Here is a 25208-nt window from a genome sequence, read left to right as displayed (position 1 = left end):
CTTCTACTTTAAATAATATCCTCCTTCACTGATTACCTTATCTCCCGGATGCAACCCGCTACTGATTACAGCTATTCCGCCTTTGGTAGCCTCCACTTCCACCGCAGTTCTCACAAAGACTCCAGGGGCGACCCGCACATATACATAACTGGCTTTCTCTCCCTGCAACAATGCCTTCTCCGAAATCTGTACCTGCCCAATGGGGGCACTAAGAAAATGTACAGTAGTGTACATACCTAATTTTAAATGTCTCTTCGAATTCTCACAAACAGAAAGTACCTTTATAGACCTGGTTTCTTCGTCAACCGCTTCCTCAACATGATAGACACTACCTTTAATCACCGTGCCGGGCAATGCCGACACTTCAATATCCAGGCTACTACCCGCATCGATAAAACGAATATCCTTTTCTTTCACCTGTGCCGTAATCCAAACTTCGGACAAGTCGGCAACTATCGCGACAGGTTCGGCATCATCTTTCAGATATTGCCCGGTCACGATATTATTCTCTATAACTTCTCCCGAGATAGGTGAACGAACCACAAGAGGTTGCCCGAGTGCCATATGTTCCGGCTGCTCCACTTGATACACTTCCAATGCGGCAGAAGCATTTTCAAACTCTTTATCAGCCATCAATAAAGCATTCTGCGCTTCTTCCAGTTCTTTCTGCGAGCTAACCCCTTTTCTTATCAGGTCTTCCTTACGCTTCAAATCCTTCTTAGCCAGCTCCCGTGACGAAAGAGCCTGGAAATAATCCTTTTGTGCCGTGGTAAAATCGGGTGAACTGATTTCAAACAAAGGGGTTCCCCGCTTCACCAACTGCCCGACTTGTATATATGATTTTATGACTCTTCCCGCAAAAGGCGGAGCAATATAAGCATAGCGCGTAGGAATAGGACGCACCATACCGGACGTTATCACTTCTTTGGAATAAGGCTCAAGTCTTGCATCCGCTATTTTTATCTTCTCTGATAAAATAGGGTCTGTAACATATACTGTGTCGCCTTCCATACGGTAACCACTTTGCTGTTCTTCTCTCTGCTTACTCTTGCATGCAGTAATCAATAATACACTACAAACTAAGAGCATTTGTAATTCTCTTTTCTTCATCATAATTCCTAATAATATAGTTAGAACCGTTTTTCAGTCGCAAAGGTAAGCGGATGCACTTCAGAAGACTGTTAGAGAATTGTTAGAACGTTATTAGAATTCCATTAGAGTTTTATAGAAACTATTTCAAGCCATATTTTCTTTTTTTATGAATAAGTGTTATAAGGAGAATCTTCGTGTCCGAAAGGTTGTGATGATAAATCTGTCTTATGTCATAGTGGGAGTTTCTATCTTTATTATCGGATTGCTTCCTCCTTCAGCATTTATTATTGTCATATGTGGTATTGCCATTGTTATGACAAGACTACTCGCCTTCTTCATTCCGTCGATAATGAATTTGGAAGGAAAATAAGATTATCTACTAAAAATCCCGGTACAAGTCATATATACACTCACACCGGGATTTTAATCCTCTATCTTATTACAGATTATTTCTTTTCTGCTTTTTATTTCTTTTCTGCTTTCTGCGTATAAATCAAATTACCTCTTTGGCTGATTGTCCACAAACCATCCACCAGACGTACATTCTTTGTATCATCATCTTCTACATTCCATGCATAACCGCCCGAAGGTAAACCACGTCTCTCCAAGATTTCATTGGCCTGCCCGTCAGAGAAGAATAGTTCGGCACGAGTGGAATCGGGGCTGAAAACGATGAAAGCGGAGACATTATTTCCATCGGCAGCTTCCGTACGAATCCCCTTTTCAAACAGACGGATACAGTCTTTTTGTACCTCACACCACACATAGCCGGCAGAGCCGATACATCCGTGTTCGTCTCGGTCGCCACCCAATTTTGCAGATTGCGGATACTGAACGAGTTTTGTAGACTGCATCCCCGGAGTATATTTTCCGGTATAGAAGACTTCCAGTGTATCGTTCAGAAGCAAGCCGTTCACTTCTTCTTTGTTCGCATCCATCGTACTGAATGAAAGCGTATCATTCTTATCCGTAACGATTGAAACCGTATTCATACTTGCATCACAAACGATGCCTTTTGAACTCGTCACTTCCGGCGTGCAACTTGCCATGAAACATAAGGTTCCTACTGCTAATAGTGCTGTTTTCATCTTCTTAAAATCCTGTTTTGTTTTAAATTATTGTAAAGATAATAATTATATGGCAATAAATAAAAACAAAATTTTATCGGTAATCGTTTTCTTAGAAGTATTTTTTAAGTTATTTTGCACAACTAATATCACGAACTCATCAAATTATGGATTGGATTGGCCTTGATTTAACATTCCCTATTACCGACCCTACATGGATATTTCTCCTTGTACTTCTCATCATACTGTTTGCTCCGATATTATTGAATAAGCTGCGTATCCCTCACATTATCGGCATGATTCTGGCAGGATTGGCCGTTGGCGAGCATGGTTTCAATATTTTGGCACGCGACAGCAGCTTTGAACTTTTCGGAAAAGTGGGGCTTTATTATATCATGTTCCTGGCCGGACTTGAAATGAATATGGGAGATTTCAAAGAGACACGCAATAAGGCATTAGTCCTTGGACTACTCGCTTTCGTCATCCCTATCGGGATTGGCTTCGTGGCAAATATATCCTATCTGAAATACAGTGTTGTCACTTCCGTACTGCTAGCCAGTATGTATGCTTCCCATACATTGGTGGCCTATCCCATCGTTACTCGTTTCGGCATATCACGCCATCGCAGCGTAAGCATAGCGGTAGGCGGAACAGCAGTGACAGATACACTCACCTTGTTGGTACTGGCGGTTATAGGCGGTCTGTTCAAAGGAGAAACCGGCGGTTTCTTCTGGCTATGGCTGGTAGTAAAAGTCATTTTCCTGGGCGGATTCATCATCTATTTCTTCCCACGTATCGGTCGTTGGTTCTTCCATCGGTACAATGACCACGTGATGCAGTTCATATTCGTTCTTGCCATGGTCTTTCTGGGTGCGGGGCTTATGGAGTTTGTGGGCATGGAAGGCATCTTAGGCGCATTTCTCGCAGGGCTGGTGTTAAACCGGCTCATTCCACATGTTTCTCCATTGATGAACCATCTTGAATTCGTTGGTAATGCACTTTTCATTCCTTACTTTCTTATCGGAGTGGGAATGTTGATTAACCTGCGTGTTATCTTCGGACACGGAGATGCGCTGAAAGTGGCTGCTGTTATGATCGTAATGGCGCTTCCCGGTAAATGGATTGCCTGCTGGCTCACACAAAAGATATACAAGATGTCCGTTCTTGAACGAAACCTGATGTACGGTCTGAGTAATGCGCAGGCGGCAGCAACACTGGCAGCAGTACTGGTCGGATACAACATATTCCTGCCCAACGGCGAACGCCTGCTGAATGATGATGTCTTGAACGGGACTGTCCTGCTGATACTGGTTACTTGTATAGTCAGTTCGCTAATAACCGAACGGGCAGCCAGAAAAGTTGCCATGGACGACTCTGAACCAGAAAAGGAGTCTTCAACGGAAGCGGAAAAGATTCTGATTTCGCTTGCCAATCCGAATACGATTGAAGACATGATGAATCTTTCTTTAGTAATACGTGATACGAAACTAAAAGATAATCTACTGGCATTGAATGTTATCAATGACGATAATACTTCCGATAACCTAAGAATACGGAGCAAACGTTACTTGGAAAAAGCAGCCATGACAACAACCGCCGCCAATGTACCGTTGAAACAGCTCACCCGTTATGACTTGAATATCGCTTCCGGCATTATTCATTCAGTGAAAGAGAATGAGGTGACGAGTATTATCACCGGTCTGCACCGCAAGGTCAACATCACTGATTCATATTTCGGAATGCTCACCGAAAACCTGTTGAAAGGATTGAACTGCGAAATAATCATCTCCAAATTCCTGATACCGGTCAATACCATCAAACGAATTGTCATTGCCGTCCCTCCCAAAGCAGAATATGAATCCGGTTTTCCACGATGGATGGAACATTTCTGCCGGATGGGAAGTACCCTCGGATGCCGCGTACATTTCTTCGCAAACGAAAAGACCACCACCCGCCTGCAAGCCTGGATAAAGAAACGACATAAACAAGTGCTGACCGACTTCTCTCCCTTGGAAGACTGGAACGATTTACTGGTCTTGACCGGACAAGTGAGTTACGACCATCTGTTAGTCATTATCAGTGCACGTCCCGGAACACTTTCTTATGACAGTTCGTTTGAGAAATTGCCGAGACAATTAGGAAAATACTTCTCTAACAATAGCCTGATTGTACTGTATCCCAATCAATCGGGAGAACCGTTGGACAGTTCTTTCTTCTCCAAGTTATATACCGATACCGAGACACAGCATTATGAGAAAGTAGGCAAATGGTTCTATAAATGGTTTAAGAAAAGTTGATAAGAGACATATTCCGACCATAAATTTATAGCGTTTGAGGAACAAGGCTATTATTGTAATCTAATTTATAGTTTGACTACAATAACAGCCTTATACCATCAGTCTTGCACCATTAATTTTGTATAATATCACCCACTAAAAGAATATAGCCGAGATATGTATTAAACTCATTGAAATATTCAGTTTCCTTTATTCGCTTCGGATTCATCTTGTAGATTTCCGCCTTCTCAAAACGTCTATTATCCGGACGAATAATTACTGTATGTTCTTCTTCATTCAAGGATTCAAACAGACAATAATTAGTACGATTACGATCTCCGCAATATTTATCAAACCTACGGATATAGGAAGGATCATTCTGATCTATCTCTACTGTCATTCCACCAGATGAGGGTCCGATTAAATCAAACACCCCAACTCGAATTCCCTTAAAACGTACTTTCACAAAATCTTCCGAATCTGAGGATTCCAGAACAACCGGCAATGCTTTTTGGTCTCCCTGAAAATTTGAAAAGGCTTTATCATCTTTCGAGAGTACTTTCCAACCTTCGGAATGTTCAAACTCTGTTACGGGAATCATTTTAGCTTTCTCATAATTACCCGGATACAACGGAGCTTTCAATGCATGTGCCTTTTCCTGCGCCTTGTTCATGTGTAACAGAGAACGGCTCAGTGTCTTTGTATATATAGGATGTCCGCCATCATAAGTAGGATGTGTCCCATCATTCGTAAACACAATCTTACCACCATACTCCTTTTTTGAATCTCCTTTAAAAACCAACTTATCCTCATTCAACAATTCCAGAACATCATCGGCAAAATTAACAGACGGAATATCATAATAGTCTGCTACTGTCTCCATATACCGCACAGAACGGTAATTCTTTCCTGATTTCAAGTCGTCCAACATGGGTTCATTTAGCGTATAGAGAAAACATATATCCGTATGCGGATTATGATGCCAGATCTTACGCACAATTCCTTCCATGGAATGAGCAATCACCAAGGAGTCTGTTTTGGCATCATTCACAGCAAATTCGACAAATACCAAATCCGGATGATACTGCAACACATCCCGTTCTGTACGGAACACACCCAAATCGGACCCGGTCCCGCCAATTCCGGAATTTATTGACGTAAACTGTACATTACTATATTGTTGCTTGAGCCAATCAGTAATCTGCACTCTATATCCTTGATGATTTGTTATACTTCCACCCAAAAAAACGACAGATACAGGTTCATTCTTTTGTATTTTATAATTAAAATTAGGAAGTCCTGCACGCATCTGCAACCCTGCAGACTCTTCTGTTGTAGTACAACTGAAACAAAACCCGATAAGACAAGCTATAATTCCACTAAATAAAAAATTCTTCATAAGTATAATGATTAAAATGTAAACAGTTTATGCTCTAGATTGACCGGTGACTTACCTTTGAATGGAAGCTGTCCCAACAATATCCGTAATAAAGCAGAATGAGTGGAAGCATCATTCGAATAGGTATTTATATAAGTCTTGACACGTTCAAAATATTCATTTCCAATGTAAGGACTACCCAGTGAAATAACAATCACTTTACTTTTGTCCATAGAATTGGCAGCCCATACGGACTGAGCCTCATCATCCCATAATTGGAGCGGGCCAAATGGAGTATGGGTATTCCGCGCCACCAGAAAGATTACTTTATCATACACTTCAGTCGCATTATCCTGCCAACCTTGATCTTCATAAAGTATATTACGGCGGAAATCAACCTCAAAACCATTCTTCACAAACTCATCCCGCAAATTCTGTAATCGCTTAAAGTCACGATCATTACCTTTATGAGCTACGGGAGTTACAGCCACCAATAACAGCTTTTTATCTTTTTCCAAAGAAAGTGGTAACTTATGATCTTCATCCCGTACTAAAGTTATGGAACGCTCTGTTATCTCTTTGGCAGCTTCCCGTATTTCAGCCTTTTCTTCTGCTGAGACAGGACGTATCAACTCCCTGTTTTTATTTAATAACCCAAAACGTTCTTTCATTGCCCAAACACGGCGAACAGCATCATCCAACCGTTCCATTGGAATTTCACCACGTTGAATCCGTACTTCTACCGTATCCATGTATTCGTAAGAAGGCCACAACAAGATATCCACCCCGGCTAAAAAGCTGGCAACTTGCCCTTCCAAATCATTTTTATACCAGCCTCGGAAGCCTGCCATTGTCATTGCGTCCGATACCACGACACCGTTAAAATGCATTTCTTTTTTCAATAACCCGGACAATAGTTCATGAGATAAAGTTGCCGGTGGCAGATAACCATTTATCTTTTCTTTCTGATAGAAAGGTAAAGTTATATGTCCAGGCATGATGCACGCAACTCCTTTTTCAATCAACTCGGCAAACACTTTTCCATGATATTGCTTCCACATTTCTTCAGACAAGGAATTGACAGTTGTCATCAAATGCTGATCACGATAATCAACCCCATCTCCCGGAAAATGTTTGATTGTAGCGGCAACAGAGTTATCTTGCAACCCCTTTATCTGTTCGGACAACAAACAAACCGCTTTTTCCGGATCATCCGAAACTGAACGTGTATTTACAATAGGATTCAATGGATTCATATTCAAATCTGCAACAGGATGCAACACCCAGTTTATACCCAACGAACGACATTCCAATGCTACACTTTTACCATATTTATAAGCTAACTCCGGAGAATTCGCGGCTCCCAGTGCCATCTCTTTCGGAAAAGGAGTCATCCCTTGAAGTCCTACTCCCGATTCATAATCCTGTTGAAACAATAAAGGAAGTTCTGATGCTTTTTGATATTCCTCGACAGAACTACGTACAAAATCAACCCGCTCTTCCTCCGGAACTCCTGTAAACAACTTCCACCCCATAAAATAACCCGTAACCGGGTAACGTTTGAAGTACACGTCCAATGAGCCGTCTCCCAAATCCAATTCTTTCTTGCGATCAGGTAGCATTAACATTGTCTGCCCTATCTTTTCACGCAAAGTCAAAAGTTTCCAAGTGGAATCTACCGACTGAAATTCATAAACCTCATTAACCGAACCGGCTGTCACTCTCTCTTTTGTACAAGAAAAGAACACGGATACAAGCAATGTAGCAGTAACTATTAAAAAAGAGTTTTTCATAATTCATTTCACTTTGTTTTTCATGTTACAAAAATAGCACTCCTTATTTTAATCCATTAGAAAACATGTTTCAATCTTTTCCATACATGTATCTTTATTCTTACTCTGGTTACATTACTATCACACAGGTTACGTTTTTCGTTTTCAGCCTCGATTTTGTTTGCGAGTTACTTGCAAACAAATTATATTTGCTTCTACTAAAAATATCTATCAGGACATGAAAAACATTGCATTCATCATTTTTCTTCTGTTTATTTCCATTTGCAGAGCGCAAGACAACAACATATTGTTTCAAAACTATAACGTAAGTAACGGGCTCTCACAAAACACCGTTATACGTAGTTTGGAAGACAGTAACGGAGTTATGTGGTTTTGCACGCGGGATGGGCTGAACCGGTTTGATGGTACCGAGTTCGAAGTTTTTCGTGCCGACGGTCAGCCGTACTCCCTATCCAGCAGTGATGTTACCACCATTATTGAAGAATCGCCCGGAATTCTATGGATAGGTACTCACAGTGGGCTGAATCGCTACGATGTATCCTCAAATACATTTACACAATACTTTCATGATCCGGCGAACCAGTATACTATATCAGACAATTGCATCAAACACTTGTTATGCGATAACCAAAAAAGAATCTGGGTAGGCAGCATGAAAGGACTCAATCTGTATAATAAGGAAACTGATGATTTTATCCCCATTTCAACCAACGGTTCTGTCTTCTGGCTTATGCAAAACAGTCAAAATGAAATCTGCTATCTTATCAACAACACATTGTGCATCATGAATCCTGTCACCTATGTTACAGAGCGTTTTCAATTCGGTGATGAACATAAGATCTACTTTTTATATGAAGACAATGATAAACGCCTGTGGGTAGGTATGTGGGATTCAGGACTTAAATGGTTTGACCGTAAAAACCGTAAACTCGTAGATGCCAACCTGACAATGGAAAACGGTAAAAATTTCAATAACTCCCAAGTCAACTACATTGTAGAAACGTTGGAAGGAAATCTTATGCTTGCTACACGGGAAGGGGTGCTGATTTATGACCGGCAAGCAAACAGACTTATCAATTATTACCAACGGGAACAAAGCTGCGGTTTGAGTGAAAATACTATCATCTCTCTATATAGGGATAAAGCAAATAATATATGGATCGGAACTTACGGAGGAGGTGTTAATTTGTACACACCATACAGCAATTTCTTTATTCCTCATAAACCAGAATATAAGCTTCAAAAAAGTATCGGAAACATTAATGCCATAGTAGAATATAAAGAAAAACTTTGGTTAGGTACGGACGGTGGTTTAATCATCTACAATCCCAAAGACGAAAGTTATGAATACTGCCCGCTTCATGTTCCACGCTCGGTAACAAACAATGAGGTAAAATATATACAAAAAGAAGGAGATCATCTTTTATGGATTAGTATTTATTATTGCGGACTATATCTCTATGATATGGAAACCCGCCGCATAATAAAAGAGATACCCGATTTTCCTTATAATCAAGTAAGATGTATTGCCAAAGGCACTGATAATATTTATTGGATTGCTTTAGGAGTAGACAGCCCCGTATTACGTTACCACATAGAGAACAACCAATTGGAAGAGTCTTTTCCAGTAAAGGGTCGTGCCACAGAACTTTCTATCATCAATGTACAAGATTTAAAAGCTATAGGACCTTATATATGGATGGGAACTCGTGCAGCCGGTCTATATCGCTACCACACACAGACTCATGAATTAAAACATTTTGGTAGTGAAGAAAAAAGTCCGGAACAATTCCTGCCAAGCAATCATGTCAGTACGCTGTATACTGATGCATCGGAAAATTTATGGATAGGAACTTATGGTGGTGGCATAGGGTTATATAATAATATCAAAGAAAGTTTCACGATATATAATGAAGAAAACGGTCTTCCCAATAATGCTATCAACAGTATTGTGGCCGATAATAACGGTAAATTATGGGTTTCTACTTTAAAAGGCATGTCATGTTTTGACCCCAAATCAGAGACTTTCACTAACTGGGATAATAAAAATGGATATTCTTTGCTAGAAACCAATTTACATGCTTGCCTGAAAAGTTCATCCAACATTTTTTATGTCGGTGGAAATAATCATTTCCTTTCATTTAATCCCCAATTAATTAGGCGAAATACATTCATCCCCCCCGTATATATTACAAAAATGAGAATTTGGGCAGATTATCTGGAAGATAATAAAGCTGCCCAATGGGTAAATATCTCAAATCAGAAAATCAAATTAAGATACAACCAAACCTCATTCACAATCAAATTCTCCGCACTTAGTTATGTGTTTGCCTCCAACAATAAATTTTCCTATATGCTTGAAGGATTTGATAAGGGTTGGTCGGAACCGACACACGAACGGAGCGTTAACTATACTAATATCCCACCGGGTAAATATATTTTTAAAGTAAGAGCTTGCAATAATGACGGTATATGGAGCAATGGAAATGCTTCATTATCAATCACAGTCACTCCTCCTCTATGGAAAACATGGTATGCGTATTTGTTCTATCTTGCATTCACCATTAGTATGATTATGCTGTTCATACGTTATAAAACCCGGGAAGCACAACTGAAAATGGATCTTCAGTTAAAACAAATGGAGAAACAGAATATTGAGATCAGTCACAATATGGGTGTACAAATGTTCACCAATTTCTCACATGAGCTCCGTACTCCGCTGACTTTAATCATAGCTCCGCTCACAGACCTGTTGCATAAAGAAGATATGCCTCCGGCATATCGCCAACCATTAGAGCTGATCAACCGTAATTCCCAACGTTTATTATGGCTGGTAAACCGTTTAATGGACTTTCACAAGCTGGAAGCCGGGAAAATGCAACTTCATGTCAGTAATTACAATCTAGGTACTTACATACCTGAAATCATCAAACTATTTATGCCTGTTGCCGAAAAGAAAAACATATCTATCGAATTTAATGATACGACCTCCTCAACAGACACTTGGTTTGACGCCATTCTATTGGAAAAGGTTTTCTTTAACCTGCTCTCCAACTCTTTAAAGCATACTCCCAGCGGTGGATATATTATCATTTCAAGTATGGAAACCAATACTGAAGATATTCAGAAGCCTGAAAATCTGACTCTCCCCGCAGGAAAAATTCTTTTGATTAAAGTAGAAGATAGTGGCTCCGGAATCCCTGCCAATATGATGCCCCGTATATTCGAAGCTTTCTTCCAGGCAGGTGAGAAAGTGCTGGGAAGCGGAATTGGGCTGAATCTGACAAAAAGTATCATTGAGCTCCATGGCGGACGTATTTGGATAGATAATAAAGAAGGGCATGGAATGACCGTGTCTTTCACTCTCCCATTAGGTAAAGACAGTTATACCGAAAACCAACTACTTAGCAAAGACAAGATAGTAAAATCCACCCATGCTTATTCTGATGTAGAAGCACTTATTGCAACAGATGTCAATCCCTGCGAGATATCTCAGACTAATACTTCACCCAAGGAAATGACTCTGCTCATAATAGAAGACAACGAGGATGTACGTAATTACCTGGTATCATTACTCAGCAAATACTATAATATCTATACCGCCGTAAATTGTAAAGAAGGCTATGAAATAGAACAAAAACAAATACCTGATTTGGTGATTAGTGACATTATGACTCCATATATGGACGGTATTGAGTTTACAAGATTATCTAAAAACAATATGGTAACTTCACATATTCCGATCATATTGCTCACAGCCCGTGTCACTTCATCGCAAGTGCGCGAAGGCTATGAATCGTTAGCTGACGATTATATCATGAAACCATTCGATCCGGAATTGTTGGTTGTACGTGTTGCCAACCTTTTGATTAATCGGAAAAAACTCGCAGAACGATATGGAACGGAAATGGTATCAATCAACAGAGAACCACAGGAAGCTAAAGAAACCTCTGTTTATAGTGCCATGGAAGAAAAGTTTATGAAAAAAGTAATGGAAATAATAAACAAAAACATAGAAAACCCAGCCTACTCCATTGATCTGTTCAGTGAAGAAATCGGTATGAGCCGCGTACAGGTATATCGCAAAATCAAAGCCGTAACAGGTATGTCGCCCAGTAAACTCATCCTTGACATACGGTTGAAAACGTCACTAGATATGCTTCAAAACACAGAATATACAGTGACCGAAGTTTCTTATCGATGCGGTTTTAATGAAATATCTTATTTCGGAAAATGCTTCAAAACAGAATACGGCTTATCTCCTTCCGAATATATAAAGAAGTACAGGAAATAACAGAGTTATTACCAAAAAGAAGTGCCGCTATGTCTTACGATAGCGGCACTTCTTTTTTAAAACCTCACCTTTTAAGGTTGCTGATAAGATCCTGAATACAAATATTCAATGGAAGGCAACGGCACATACATAGTACTGTAAGGCGGATTCATCGCAGGAATCGGCTCCCCATCAGTATTCGGATTATCATAAACAGCTCCCGGATTTCTCTTTTGCCCATCAATTGTCTTCTGCATAGCTACTAAATAAAGCAAACGGTCGCCATTCTCAAAACCAAACTCTTTGATTCTTTCTTTTTCTATATCTGCTTCAGTTACATTCTTCAAAGGAGTCAATCCGGCACGTTGACGAATCTTATTCACATCGCCTAAAGCTTGAGATACATTCTTAGAAAGGACTAAGGTCGCACGCGTCAGATATGCTTCCGCCAAACGAATCAACGGTACTTGGGAATACTTCCCATACGGAGCCCGATAATACTTATCATTCCAAAAAGCATTCCATTTTGTCTTGTTATATGCCATTTCATGTATGGTTTTATCTCCTCCGTCTGTATAGTTTTTCAGGAAATAATGCAGTTGAGTAAATCTCTTATCAGCCAAGGCTTCTGCACTCGGAACATAATTCGTCAAATCCATAGGATCATCTGTTACCGCCCAACCGATATATTTAATTAAACGAGGATTCCAGTAAGCACAAGCCCAACCGCCATGTTGCCAATTCTGACTGCCACGCGCTCCTTCCAACCATAATTTATTACTAGCATCAAATGTCTTTGACTTGAAATTATAAATACCTGTTTTACACATACGAGCCAACGGAATAGCTACGTTATTTCCCTGATTGCTTTCAGTGAACGCACACTCAAACATAACTTCCTTGGATACCGGGTCTACAGTATATTGTTGTTCGGCATTCCGGTTAAAAGCAACAATCGGTTCTTCAGTCAAATCAAAAGGTGCTACTCCGGCTTCCGCTTTAGTAATCACATAATCAGCTTCTTCCAATGCTCCGTCTTTATCTCCCATTAACCATTTTACACGCATCAACATCATAGCAGCTGAAAATTTATTGGCACGACCACGCACAAAATAATCTTCAGGCATCAGACTTTTAGCTTTAGCAAAATCAGACAACATCTGATCATACACTTCTTTCACAGTCCCCATATAAGGATTGCGTGCAGACTCTTGTGAATAATCGAGCCTATTGATTAACGGAATGAACTTACGATTATTCCCCTCTCCGCCTGCCGGGTCGTAAGGAGCAACAAAAGCCCGGCTAATCAGCCAATAGGTATACCCCCTCATAAAATATAGTTCTCCGGTCTGACGTGCCAACGTCTTCTTATCATTTTCAGTCATATTGGCAAAAACTGGCTCTCCTTTTTTCTCCTTCTCCTCAATATAAGTCAACGGAGAAGTAGCTCCTGTTACAGAACGATATAATATTGAAAAGGTCTTCTCAAATTGTTGTCCTGTTACATCAAAGGTAGACATCTGACGAGGATACCAGTAAAGTGCTTCCTGCTCATAAGCACCTTGCGGATTAACCGTAGACAAATCTGCTACCAATTCCTGATAATAAGGGATAATACCGATAGGTGCCTGCCAGTTAGGATTCTGAAAAAGAGTATTATAAGGATCAGCAACAGAATATTCCAAATCATCAACCGATAACCAAGGATTAGATTCCGGACGATCCAGTTCAAAAAATTTATCCATATCACAGGAAGCAAGAAGTGCAATACCGGATAAGGCTATCATTATATTTTTTATCGCTTTCATACTATCAAATATTTAATTAAAATTTAAAGTTAATACCTGCGGAGAATATACGGGTCTGCGGCATTTCACTACCGGAGAATACAGCTCCCTGCGCATTGGCGCCTGTTTGGTTCTTTACTCTTACTTCTGGGTCATAGCCGTTAAATGAAGTAATGGTGAAAAGGTTGACAGCTGAGACATACACTCTTAAAGCATCAATATTTATTTTCGAGCAGATTCTTTGTGGAAGTGTATATCCTAAAGTCAAATTACGCAAACGTAAATAAGCACTTTTCTCCAGATACTTGGTGTGACCGGCATCATGTTTTATATAAGTTACATTTTGCTTGTCATTTCCATTGTCATCATAATTATATTTATCTTGCCAACGAAGTTGCGGATACTCTGCAATATCTCCCGGTTTCTTCCATGAGTTCTCATAAATATCAGCAGTCACATTATTACGTCCATCTCCTACAAATGATTTTGTATATCTGTGATAATTAAAGGTATAACTACCTAATGAGAGATAGAACATACATGATAAATCGAATGCCTTATATTTAAAGTTATTTGTCCAGCCCATATAAACTTTCGGAAGAGCCGTTTTACCTTCTTGAATTATACGATGTTTATTTACGTTTGATTGAGTAGCGGGAATCAATCTTCCGGTTTTCACTGTCTCACCGGTCTTATTGTAACGGTCAAGATCTATTTCATAAATCATGCCGATACCTTTCTCCGGATCAACTCCTGCCCATTCAGCCATAAAATAAGTACCCAAAGCCAGATCTTTCTTCGTGATCGCTCCCGGACGTGTATTGATGATACCAGTTCCTTTTGCATCAACACTCGCATCAAGTGCTGTCACTTTATTCATATTTGTCGTCAAGTTATAGTTCATGTTCCATTCAAAGTCTTTCTTGACCAAAGTAACATTAATATCAAATTCAAATCCCTGGTTATACATCGAACCAACATTTGCCCACATAGAATTATTATCAGCATTACCGCCACTATTGGTGATACCGGCGGATGCGGGTAATTGCACACGCATCAACATGTCACTTGTCGTACGACGGTAATAGGCAATAGAACCATTTACTTTATTATCGAACAGCGCATAATCAAGTCCCAAGTCGATACTTTTGTTTTTCTCCCATTTAGCTGCTTTATTAGCAATATTCCATAAGAACATATTCTGCATATTATTGTAATATTGCTTGCTCTTTATACTATACGAATTCTTCGTCACTTCCGAAGGAATGTTCTGATTACCTGTCTCTCCATAGCTGCCACGTAACTTCAACAATGAAATAAAACCGGCATTACGCATAAAAGCCTCATCAGAAATAATCCAACCACCTGAAACTGAATAGAAGTCTCCAAAACGGTTTTCTTTCACAAACTTAGATGATCCTTCGCGTACAAAAGATGCTCCAAGTAAATAACGTTGTTTGAACTTATAGTCGATACGGTTAAAGAAACTGAATGTGTAACTCTCACCACCTATATAAGCACTGTTATTCCCCAGCATTGTGCCAATGATCTTGGGTTCCTGAAACTCACCACTCAAGTTCTTACCGGCAACAACAGCATTATCCGTATAACTCCTATTTGCTTCAATACCCGTTACAATATCCAAACCATGATCTGTCCATTCACGGTTATATTTGGCAAAAGCATGATATTGTTGGGACTTAGTCGTTTTCTTGCTTTTATTACCTTGGTTACCATCTACATTGCCAGTATTCGTAATCAAGCCGGACAACCAATAATCACTTTGCGCCAATCCATACCCATAACTTGCATCTGCACGAACTGAGAGCCCTTTTATCCACTTCAGGTTAACATCCATATATAATGTTGTGCGGAAACTAAAATTCTCACCTGTACTCAACTGATAATCGTTGTCAAGAGTAGCTGTCGGATGACCATCCGCCATTTGTGGATTCCAATACCCTGTAGGGTCTTCCGGATCATACACTTTGCGCCACGGAAACTTATCAGAAACTACCGCCCATTTATTCGTCGATTTTTTACGGTCGAACTTCAGAAAAGACTGAGTTCCCAAAGTCACAATTCCTTTCTTAAATTCACTATTCAAACGTGCACTGACCGCATTCATGCTCAGCCCTTTCAAACTGGACTCGTCAGAACGGTAATTAACAGACGCGTAAGTCGTTGAGTTCTCCCCCCCTTGATTCAAGGCCACGTTTATATCATGGAAATGCCCCATACGAGTCACCAAATCAACCCAATCCATATCCGTATTCATAGCTTCCTCACGAGTTATCGGAGAAGTCCAATTGGAATAATACGGTTCAATAATATCTTTCTGCGGGTCAAGCGGATTTAATCCCACATTAGCACGAGCCTCATCCATTATATTAAAGTATGTCTTCGTACTGGCCAGTCCTAAATCTGAATTAGTGATAGGAGTAATACCGCCTTCATAATGAACGTCGAATTTAAGTCCTCCTTTTTTTCCCTTCTTCGTTGTAACAATGATCACACCATTCGCACCGCGGGAACCATAAATTGCGGTTGCAGCAGCATCTTTCAATACTTCTATTGATTCAATATCATTGGAGTTCACCATCGTAGAACCTCCACCTACAATACCGTCAACCACCCAAAGCGGATCACTTCCCGATGCAATAGAACCGATACCGCGAATCTTTATCTGTGGAGTACTACCCGGCATACCGTCATTCACAACTTGTACACCGGAAGCCAGCCCCTGCAAAGAATTCTCAAAACGCCCACCTTGCATCAGCGACATTTCATCACTTTTAATTTTAGAAACAGACCCTATCATGTCACGGCGTTTCTTAGTTCCATAGGCAATCACCACCACATCATCAATCACCACTGAGTTTTCTGTCAATGTAACATCAATAACCCGACGTTTTCCCGGAACAATTTCCTGATTATCAAACCCCATATAACTAAATCGAAGAGGAGAAGAGTCTTTCTGAACAACAATACTATACCGACCATTCATATCAGTAACAGTACCATTCGTTGTACCTTGTTCTAAGACCGAAACACCTACAAGAGGCTCTCCTTTGGGATCAACTACCTTACCAGTAATTGTTGCATTCTGTCCCCAAACAGACAATGTCGGTAAAATAAGTCCAATCATCAGCACCAACAGGAACCGAGATCGTAATCCAATGCGTGTAAATGAATTCATAATAATTAAAAATTTAATAAAGGTTACTTAGTGTTGTTTAACTACGGATGCAAAATTAGGCATTAGACAGCACGGCAATTAATACTCATGCTTCAAAATATATGAGAATAGCATCTTCATAACAACACTGGTTACATTTATATAATACATGTTACATGATACGCAAATTCGAATGATTTATGTCAGCCTCAACCGTCATGTTTTTCATATTTTCTGCAATGATATAAAATACTTCGAATAACTCATGAAACAAATCTCATATATTTTGAAATGCCATTATTAAAAAGATTGGCTAAATCACGGTACTTTTGCACTTGTTCTATTTTCAACAATCAATATAATACAATGAAACATTTACTGATCTTATTATTAGCCTGTACTTTTTCCTTTCCCAGCCGGGGGCAAAGTATTATCCAGCTTTCCCCACTCCAAGGAGAGAAAGGCATACAAGCAGCCATCGAAAAAGCATCTATGAACGGAAATTCCATTTTACTTCATGACGGAGACTATATCCTTCATAAAAGCATAGATATAAAAAACTGTAAGAAAGGGATAATAATAAAAGGTAAAAATCCGGGAAAGGTACAGTTACGATGTGATAAACCCTTGAAAGGAAAACTGAAACCTGTCAAAGATACTCAAACAAAAAACAGAGTTCACCCGAATGCTCAAGGTATTATTATGGAGATAGACTTATTGGAAATAGGTATCAGTGTTCCGTTTTTTCCCGATTTAATGAAAGAGCGGAAGAACTTTCCACAACTCATTTACAACAATGAGCTACTCCCTCTTTCGCGCTACCCCAACAGTGGTTATCTATACATGAAAAAGGTATTGGACAATTTCGGCACAAACGAACAAGGCGGTACTTTTGAATATAGTGATCCGGAACACGGAAAATGGGTGAATGCCGTCAAAAACGGTCTATGGTTTACAGGATACTGGCGTATCCCCTGGCAGGCCTGGACTGTACGTATAAAAGAAATAGACCCGAACAAACAAACTGTCACTCACAGCGTAGGGATAGAAACAAAGGAGGGAAAAGATGTAGGCATATTTGGCGGCATCGGTTCCAAATATCATCGTCCGTACGGTTCGGGAAAAGAAGAATATTATGTAGAGAACCTTCTCGAAGAAATAGATCAACCGGGAGAGTGGTGCATTGATTTTACAACTCAAAAATTATATCTTTTCCCTCCCGAACATTTCGATGAAAACTTATTGAGTATTGTATCAGATACTACTCCATTGATTAACATTATAAATTCAAATCATATAAAAATAGAAAATATCTCCTTTAAAAATCATTTAGGCGATGGTGTCACCATAAAAAATGCCACAGAATGTCTGATTGCCGGATGTAACTTCAAAAATATATTAGGAGATGCATTAATCATTCAGGGAGGAAAACAAAATAGAATACAAAGCAACAACTTTGAATATATCGGTCGTACCTGTATTGAGGTATCAGGAGGTGACCGAAAAAATCTGATTGCTTGCAAACACTTAATAGAGAACAATTATTTTACCCGTTTTGGTGAAATACAGCGTAGTTATGCCCCTGCTGTAAAACTGGGAGCCTTTACTACAGGAATCGGCATAGGAGAAGGCAATGCGGTGGGAATTACCGTCCGGCACAATATGGTACACAACGCTCCCCATGCAGCCTTTATCTATGGAGGAAACAACAACATCCTAGAATATAATGAAGTGTTCGACATAGCTCAAGTCACAGGTGATGTCGGAGCCTTTTATAGTCGTTGGGACTGGACTTCACGAGGCAACGTCTTACGCCACAATTTTATTCATCATTCACCAAGAGCTAATGCATTATATGCAGATGATGGACATGCGGGGGACTCAATTTATAAAAACGTAGTCCATCAAGCCGTTTCCGGTACCATTATAGGTGGAGGCCACTGCAATTATGTTCACAATAATCTATATTTTGATTGTAATGCAGCAGGCATAAGTATTGATGCCCGTGGAAAAAAACGAAATTATAATGCACAAAATCCTGAATTCACCCATTTGTTCGATGTTTTCCGGATTAACGAAGGCAACTGGGACAACATCTACCCAGGCATAAGTACATTCTTACAAACCGACCATCTGGAATTGCCTATTAATAACAGCATAGCAGATAACACATTTATCAACTGCCGTTGCGGATTACGAAAAGAAGGGAAAGATGAAGATTTTCAATATTCATACTTCGGCAGTAATACAGACTTGGTAATTCCCAACTTAAATTTCCGGAAAATATCTATTCTAAAAAGTCTGAAAAATATTCCGGGAGTTAGCTCTATAACAGAATACCAATTAGAGAAATGCGGACTATATATAGATAAATATCGCACTTACTTACCGGATAGAGTACAATTAATCAATTCTATAAAACAACAACAAAAGGGTTTTGATTCTATCGAAGATCAACAAGTTACTAATAACAATCAATAATATTATCATGAGAAAACACCTATTTCCAGTCCTTTTGCTAGCGAACACACTGTGGAGTTGCCTGTTTGCTCAAACTCCTATTGTTATGGATATGGTTCATCATAATCCGGGTGAACCTTTTACAAACACATGGTTCAATGAACCTGGGAATTTAGTGCAATATGGTTTTAACGCGCAAGTAGTTAATGAATTTCAATCTGTACATACAGCCATAACATATAGCAGTTTAGACCCGAGAATATGTCCTGCCGATTCTAAAGAGCGTCTATGGATCGATTCTGTTGCCACCCGCATAGAAAACAAGATTGAAGCTATCCATAAAGCCGGATTGGAAGCATATTACTTTACTGATATTATTGTACTTCCCAAACGCCTGGTGGAAATTTATAAAAATGAAATTTGTGACGCAACAGGACGAATTGACTTCACTCGCCCCAAAACACAAGAGATACACCGAATCATGCTTCAAGAAATATTTAAACGTTTCCCGAAACTTGACGGTCTGGTTATTCGCGTAGGAGAAACTTACTTGCAAAATACTCCTTACCACACTGGTAATGGTCCCATACCCAGAAACGAAAAATCATGGGAACATAATTCTACATATAAAACCGATGGAGGAGAAAAAATACACAGTAACCTAATAAATCTGCTGAGAGAAGAAGTGTGCATACGCCAAAATAAAAAAATCTTCTATCGTACATGGGATTTCGGCTACTTCCATATCAATCCCCAATATTACCTTTCCGTAACAAACAACGTTGAACCTCACCCCAATCTATATCTATGCATAAAACACGTACAGGGGGATTATCACCGAACGTATAAATTCAACCCTACATTAGGAATAGGTAAGCACAAACAAATTGTAGAAATTGAATGTCAACGCGAATATGAAGGCAAAGGAGCATACCCGAACTATATTGCAGACGGTGTACTTAATGGATTTGAAGAATTAAAATCCGACTCCCAACCTTACTGTTTGAACCAGTTAAAATCAAATCCCAATTTTGCCGGTATTTGGACATGGTCAAGAGGAGGAGGCTGGAGAGGTCCCTATATCAAAAATGAATTATGGTGCGACATAAACGTTGCAATATTGGCCAATTGGGCAAACCAGATGTCGTTACCAGAAAAGGAATTATTCAAGAAATACGCCATAGCCAACGGATTCAAAGGAAAAGACATCGAACGTTTTCATCGTCTTTCTCTTTTGTCTGCTGACGCGATTGTCAGAGGAAGAGCTTCTTTAATTCTCCCCATCAATGTATGGTGGACGAGAGATCAATTCATCGGAGGAGAGAAAGAATTGAGACAGAATCTCAAAACTATTATAGAACAAGGACTAACTCATAAAATCATACTAGAAAAAAAACAAAGTGTTGCTATCTGGAAAGAAATTGTAGCATTAGCCGATAAAATACAAACAGGCAATCCGGAACTAAAGCGTTACTTACAAACTTCCGCCAAGTACGGATTACTTTTATATTCAATCTATGAACAGGGTTGGATTATCATGCTCAAAGGCAACGAAGGAGATATGAACGGCCAATATGACACAAAAAATATTCGTAAAGCCATAGATAATTATGACCGTTTATGGAAAGAATACAAACTATTCGGAGAGACTCATCCGGATTGTGCCACACTTTATGAGCCTTATAGTTTTGACTTTAACAAACCTCCATTGTATCACGATTTAAAACAAGGACTAAATCCTACTGTAGATAAATACAGAATTATAGATAAACCATAAAAAAATAAGAAAATATGAAGAAGACATTTCTAACCGTGCTGTTATTCTATATTTTCACAGGAATAGCAGTAGCACAAAACCTGTCAAAAACAACAGAATACAAAATCTTATTAACAGGAGCCTCATTCGCTTCTCCGCAAAACAGTTGGTTCGAAATCGGTTGTCACGAACTGAATGCCGAAGCCATTAACCGGGCCATAGGCGGAGAAGCCATAGCCAATACAGCTAACCGAATGGCCAATGGCACCCTCTACTCCAAAAAAGAACTGGAAGATATTGATGCATTAGTCATTATGCAAGTACATAATAAAGATGTTTATGAAGAACTTCAACTGAAAGATAAATACACGGATTATGAAGTACCATTTGATCGCAGCAATTACGCGGCAGCCTATGATTATGTCATCAAACGCTACCTCACGGAATGCTATGAATTACGTAACGATACTACATCCAAATACTATAATACTCCTTATGGTAAACCTGCAATTATTGTATTATGTACACACTGGCATGATTGTCGCACCGTTTATAATGAAAGTATCAGAAAGCTCGCCGCTAAATGGGGATTTCCTTTGATTGAATTTGATAAATATATCGGATTCTCAAAAAATGTATTACATCCTGTCACTGGAAAACCTTTCAGCCAATTATATTCCACGGATATTCAGGTTACAGAAGGCATAGCTTATGGACATCATCCCATACGGGGCGAACAATCATATATGCAGCAACGAATGGCAGCCATTTTTGTAGATTTGATGACCAGAATTTTACCTATAAAGTACTAAGTATGAAAAGAACTATTATATATACCCTCTTTCTCCTATCTTTCGTTTGTCAACAGACGAATGCGACACATATTGTTCAAAATCAATATAATTCCTCATTAAACCAATCGGAACACATGTCTTGGTGGACACATGACAGGTTTGGTCTGTTTATCCACTGGGGACTTTACGCTATGCCTGCTCGCCACGAATGGGTAAAAAGCAGAGAAAAAATGTCCGATGAACATTACAACCGTTACAAAAACTTATTTAATCCCGATTTGTATAATCCGGAAGAATGGGCGTATATGGCAAAAGCAGCCGGAGTTAAATATATGGTTTTCACGACTAAGCATCATGATGGTTTTTGCATGTGGGACAGTAAATATACGGACTATAAAATAACCAATACACCTTATAAAAAGGATATCCTAAAGCCGTTAGTTAATGCTTTTCGTAACGAAGGCATACGTATAGGATTTTATTATTCGTTATTGGATTGGCATCATCCCGATTTCACCATTGACCGTAACCACCCCCAAATGCCACAAAACCCCGAACTCTTGAAAGAATTAAACAAGAACCGTAATATGGCAAAATACAGGGAATATATGAAAAAACAATTAACCGAATTGCTCACTGAATTTGGACAAATTGATGAACTTTTCATGGATTATACTTATGCTGAAGGAGAAAATGGAAAGAATAGTAAAGACTGGGATGCAGAAGGCATTGTTAAATTAGCACGAAAATTGCAACCACAGATTATTATAAACAACCGCCTCGGACTAACAGAGAATAACCAAGGCTGGGATTACATCACTCCAGAACAATTCATGCCACAACAGTGGCCCACAGTAAACAACCAACGAGTTCCTTGGGAAACCTGTCAAACATTCTCTGGGTCATGGGGTTACCATCGTGATGAATACAGTTGGAAAAGTGTACATCAACTAATTGTTATGTTAGCCGAAACTGTCAGTAAGGGTGGAAATCTATTACTAAACGTTGGCCCAACAGCAAGAGGTGTTTTTGACGAACGTGCTATAGAACGTTTAAACGGCCTGGCACATTGGATGCGTTTTCATAGTAGCGCCATTTATGGATGTACCGCCGCACCAACTGAATATGCTTGTCCCAACAATTGTATTCTCACATATAACCCCAATACTAACCGACTGTATATACACGTGTTAGAATGGCCATTCAAATCCTTATATCTAAAACAATATAAAGGAAAAATCAAATATGCTCAATTATTGAATGACAATTCAGAACTAAAATTTCGAACTGAAACCAAAAAAGGAAGCCACATGACCGAAAACACAGGAACTGACGATGTTATCATCACTTTACCTGTAGAACGCCCAAATGTCGAGTTACCGGTTATAGAACTTATATTGGAGTAATCAATAGCACTGGAAAATTAATTATTACTGCATCAAGCAAACATATGCATACTTTTTTATTTTTAATGATGCATCTATAGACAAATTCGGCATGCGCCATTTATCAAATACATGATTATTGAATATGGCAACAAGCTAGTCAAGATATACAAAGGCGCAAAATATAAAGAGTATGATGGCAGTTTATCCATTCAGCATTATGCAACAACCTGATAAACGAAATTACACGAAAGACAGCTATATTGGACAACCATCTATCGAAAAATCAGTCTATCTTTGCGATATTTATAATTAAAAGTAAATATAGATGCCATGAAAGAGACTTTGCAGATTCCCACTCCCGAAATGCTGGAAAACCTGATAGGTAAAGAACTTTATAATGTATGGACTTCGCTTTGCCAACTCATTGAACAGAAGTACAATATGGAACAATTATGGAATTATGGCGGAAAAGCCTGGAAGTACGAATATAAATATCGCAGAGGTGGGAAAACGCTTTGCGCCCTATATGCCAGAGAGCAGGCTTTCGGTTTCATGGTCATTTTAGGCAAAGATGAACGTGTCAAATTTGAATTACAGCGAGAAGCCTTTTCCTATGAAACACTGAAGACATATGATGAAGCGACCACTTTTCATGATGGGAAATGGATTATGTTCGAACTAAAAGATGCCAGTTTATTCAGTGATATGGAGCGACTTCTGTCTATCAAACGAAAACCGAACCGATAAATGATTGAATCAGAAATAAGCAAGAAGTATTGTCAAAGTTGCGGGATGCCTTTACGATTTGATGTAGAGAAATATCTGGGTACTAACTCCGATGATTCGCGAAGTGACGAATATTGCTATTACTGCCTGAAAGACGGAAAATATATTGTCGATATTCCGATGTCGGAGATGATTAATATTTGGATAAAATACACCGATAAGTACAATGAGTATGCAGATACTATGTACTCACCGGAAGAATTGAGAAATCTACTTAACGGACGATTACCCAAGCTGAAGCGATGGAAACAGAAATTAGAAACCAGTAACATTCATCACCAAAAGATTCAGGATATTATCGTTCATATTAATAATCATTTATTTGATTCTTTGGATACGGACAGGCTTAGCGACATGAGCGGACTTTCCAAATATCACTTCAGAAGGGTGTTTCAGGCTGTTACCGGAGAAAATATAGGAATCTATATACAGCGGTTGCGCCTTGAACATATAGCACATCTGTTGGTATCCACCGATTTTACACTCAATCAGATATTGGAGCAGACAAGTTATCAGACCAAGTTTAGTCTGGCAAAAGCTTTCAAGAAGCATTTCGGAGTACCGGCATCTCAATATAGGGAAAAATATAAGCCGATGTACGACGAACAACACACATCTCTCACTCCTGAGATTTGGTCAATTCAGCCAATGGAGATATTCTATATTGAAGTCGGTGAAAAGTATAAGGACGAGCTGCGATATAAACTTATATGGAGCAGGCTTATAAATTATGCCAGGCAGTATAATGAAGGCAAGTCGGATTACAAATTCGTAAGCGTCAGTATGGACGACCCGTCCATCACTCCCACAGAGAAATGCCGCTTCTATCTCGGAGTAACGATAGATAATAACATGACACATGACCCTCAACCGGGAGTGATGGAAATTCCTGGTGGTCGCTATGCGATATTCAGGCATACAGGAGATTATTCTTTATTACATAGATTCTACCGGAGAATTTATGAAGAGTGGTTTCCGAAAAGCAAGTATCGTCCTCAAAGCACCTTTAGTTTTGAGATGTATATGAATCAGCCGGCTTCCACCCCTGAAACGGAACTGGTTACCGATATTTATATTCCGGTCGTAAAGAAATGAACGTCGAGAGCTATCGGAGAGAACTTTGTAAAAATAGACTCTTTATTCAAAAAAACAAGGCCAGTCAAGCATTTTGTCCGTCACA

15 protein-coding genes are annotated in these 25208 nt (G+C 39.3%); 9 read left to right on the top strand and 6 right to left on the bottom strand.

Translation table 11 applies throughout. From position 1 onward, the window contains the following. Positions 1-3: 3 nt before the first annotated feature. The gene (locus AB5443_RS14440) at positions 4-1113 is read right to left on the bottom strand and encodes an efflux RND transporter periplasmic adaptor subunit (protein ID WP_368113361.1); all 1110 of its coding nucleotides are present in this window, start codon (positions 1111-1113) and stop codon (positions 4-6) included. Positions 1114-1258: 145 nt separating this feature from the next. On the opposite strand from AB5443_RS14440, the gene AB5443_RS14435 reads away from it, so the two are divergent. Further along, positions 1259-1462: a hypothetical protein gene (locus AB5443_RS14435; protein ID WP_368113362.1), complete on the top strand. Its 204-nt coding sequence runs from the start codon at positions 1259-1261 to the stop codon at positions 1460-1462. Between the two features lie 94 nt (positions 1463-1556). On the opposite strand, the gene AB5443_RS14430 is transcribed toward AB5443_RS14435, so the two are convergent. Next, positions 1557-2180 (bottom strand): hypothetical protein, encoded by a 624-nt coding sequence (locus AB5443_RS14430; protein ID WP_368113363.1) that lies wholly within the window; start codon positions 2178-2180, stop codon positions 1557-1559. A 146-nt stretch (positions 2181-2326) separates the two neighbouring features. Here AB5443_RS14430 and AB5443_RS14425 point away from each other — a divergent pair, with 146 nt between their 5' ends. Continuing rightward, the gene (locus AB5443_RS14425; protein ID WP_368113364.1) at positions 2327-4456 is read left to right on the top strand and encodes a cation:proton antiporter; all 2130 of its coding nucleotides are present in this window, start codon (positions 2327-2329) and stop codon (positions 4454-4456) included. 112 nt (positions 4457-4568) lie between these two features. Here the strand turns inward: AB5443_RS14425 and AB5443_RS14420 are convergent, their stop codons facing one another. Further along, entirely contained in the window at positions 4569-5834 is a 1266-nt protein-coding gene (locus AB5443_RS14420; RefSeq protein WP_195408032.1) for an SGNH/GDSL hydrolase family protein, read from the bottom strand. Positions 5835-5845: 11 nt separating this feature from the next. Further along, positions 5846-7606: a glycoside hydrolase family 3 protein gene (locus AB5443_RS14415; RefSeq protein WP_195408031.1), complete on the bottom strand. Its 1761-nt coding sequence runs from the start codon at positions 7604-7606 to the stop codon at positions 5846-5848. A gap of 217 nt (positions 7607-7823) precedes the next feature. On the opposite strand from AB5443_RS14415, the gene AB5443_RS14410 reads away from it, so the two are divergent. Next, positions 7824-11900 (top strand): two-component regulator propeller domain-containing protein, encoded by a 4077-nt coding sequence (locus AB5443_RS14410; protein WP_277134727.1) that lies wholly within the window; start codon positions 7824-7826, stop codon positions 11898-11900. A 71-nt stretch (positions 11901-11971) separates the two neighbouring features. Here AB5443_RS14410 and AB5443_RS14405 read toward each other — a convergent pair whose 3' ends face one another. Next, positions 11972-13687, bottom strand: a complete 1716-nt coding sequence (locus tag AB5443_RS14405) for a RagB/SusD family nutrient uptake outer membrane protein (protein WP_277134726.1) — start codon at positions 13685-13687, stop codon at positions 11972-11974. Between the two features lie 16 nt (positions 13688-13703). After that, positions 13704-16865, bottom strand: a complete 3162-nt coding sequence (locus tag AB5443_RS14400; RefSeq protein ID WP_195408029.1) for a SusC/RagA family TonB-linked outer membrane protein — start codon at positions 16863-16865, stop codon at positions 13704-13706. 345 nt (positions 16866-17210) lie between these two features. Here AB5443_RS14400 and AB5443_RS14395 point away from each other — a divergent pair, with 345 nt between their 5' ends. From AB5443_RS14395 to AB5443_RS14370, 6 genes are all read left to right on the top strand, one after another. After that, positions 17211-19325, top strand: coding sequence for a right-handed parallel beta-helix repeat-containing protein (locus AB5443_RS14395; protein ID WP_277134725.1), 2115 nt, complete (start codon positions 17211-17213; stop codon positions 19323-19325). Positions 19326-19332: 7 nt separating this feature from the next. Beyond that, positions 19333-21081, top strand: coding sequence for a hypothetical protein (locus tag AB5443_RS14390; protein WP_277134724.1), 1749 nt, complete (start codon positions 19333-19335; stop codon positions 21079-21081). Positions 21082-21095: 14 nt separating this feature from the next. Next, positions 21096-21872 carry a DUF5040 domain-containing protein gene (locus tag AB5443_RS14385; protein ID WP_195408026.1) on the top strand — a complete coding sequence of 259 codons (777 nt, stop codon included), beginning with the start codon at positions 21096-21098 and terminating at the stop codon, positions 21870-21872. A 2-nt stretch (positions 21873-21874) separates the two neighbouring features. After that, on the top strand, positions 21875-23260 hold the full coding sequence (locus AB5443_RS14380) for an alpha-L-fucosidase (RefSeq protein WP_277134723.1): 1386 nt from the start codon (positions 21875-21877) through the stop codon (positions 23258-23260). 312 nt (positions 23261-23572) lie between these two features. Then, entirely contained in the window at positions 23573-23989 is a 417-nt protein-coding gene (locus tag AB5443_RS14375) for a DUF3788 domain-containing protein (protein ID WP_277134722.1), read from the top strand. Continuing rightward, on the top strand, positions 23990-25123 hold the full coding sequence (locus AB5443_RS14370; protein WP_277134721.1) for a GyrI-like domain-containing protein: 1134 nt from the start codon (positions 23990-23992) through the stop codon (positions 25121-25123). Positions 25124-25208: the final 85 nt, after the last annotated feature.

Origin of the sequence: Bacteroides sp. RTP21281st1_H5_RTP21281_210402 (genome assembly GCF_040918965.1) — a bacterium.
In the GTDB taxonomy this organism is placed as follows: Bacteria; Bacteroidota; Bacteroidia; order Bacteroidales; family Bacteroidaceae; genus Bacteroides; species Bacteroides congonensis.
This window is presented reverse-complemented; position numbering and strand designations above follow the sequence as displayed.

What these genes read in the sequence shown, in the direction of transcription:
- AB5443_RS14440 (WP_368113361.1), bottom strand. Translation starts at nt 1,113, where the DNA reads ATGATGAAGAAAAGAGAATTACAAATGCTCTTAGTTTGTAGTGTATTA.
- AB5443_RS14435 (WP_368113362.1), top strand. Translation starts at nt 1,259, where the DNA reads ATGAATAAGTGTTATAAGGAGAATCTTCGTGTCCGAAAGGTTGTGATG.
- AB5443_RS14430 (WP_368113363.1), bottom strand. Translation starts at nt 2,180, where the DNA reads ATGAAAACAGCACTATTAGCAGTAGGAACCTTATGTTTCATGGCAAGT.
- AB5443_RS14425 (WP_368113364.1), top strand. Translation starts at nt 2,327, where the DNA reads ATGGATTGGATTGGCCTTGATTTAACATTCCCTATTACCGACCCTACA.
- AB5443_RS14420 (WP_195408032.1), bottom strand. Translation starts at nt 5,834, where the DNA reads ATGAAGAATTTTTTATTTAGTGGAATTATAGCTTGTCTTATCGGGTTT.
- AB5443_RS14415 (WP_195408031.1), bottom strand. Translation starts at nt 7,606, where the DNA reads ATGAAAAACTCTTTTTTAATAGTTACTGCTACATTGCTTGTATCCGTG.
- AB5443_RS14410 (WP_277134727.1), top strand. Translation starts at nt 7,824, where the DNA reads ATGAAAAACATTGCATTCATCATTTTTCTTCTGTTTATTTCCATTTGC.
- AB5443_RS14405 (WP_277134726.1), bottom strand. Translation starts at nt 13,687, where the DNA reads ATGAAAGCGATAAAAAATATAATGATAGCCTTATCCGGTATTGCACTT.
- AB5443_RS14400 (WP_195408029.1), bottom strand. Translation starts at nt 16,865, where the DNA reads ATGAATTCATTTACACGCATTGGATTACGATCTCGGTTCCTGTTGGTG.
- AB5443_RS14395 (WP_277134725.1), top strand. Translation starts at nt 17,211, where the DNA reads ATGAAACATTTACTGATCTTATTATTAGCCTGTACTTTTTCCTTTCCC.
- AB5443_RS14390 (WP_277134724.1), top strand. Translation starts at nt 19,333, where the DNA reads ATGAGAAAACACCTATTTCCAGTCCTTTTGCTAGCGAACACACTGTGG.
- AB5443_RS14385 (WP_195408026.1), top strand. Translation starts at nt 21,096, where the DNA reads ATGAAGAAGACATTTCTAACCGTGCTGTTATTCTATATTTTCACAGGA.
- AB5443_RS14380 (WP_277134723.1), top strand. Translation starts at nt 21,875, where the DNA reads ATGAAAAGAACTATTATATATACCCTCTTTCTCCTATCTTTCGTTTGT.
- AB5443_RS14375 (WP_277134722.1), top strand. Translation starts at nt 23,573, where the DNA reads ATGAAAGAGACTTTGCAGATTCCCACTCCCGAAATGCTGGAAAACCTG.
- AB5443_RS14370 (WP_277134721.1), top strand. Translation starts at nt 23,990, where the DNA reads ATGATTGAATCAGAAATAAGCAAGAAGTATTGTCAAAGTTGCGGGATG.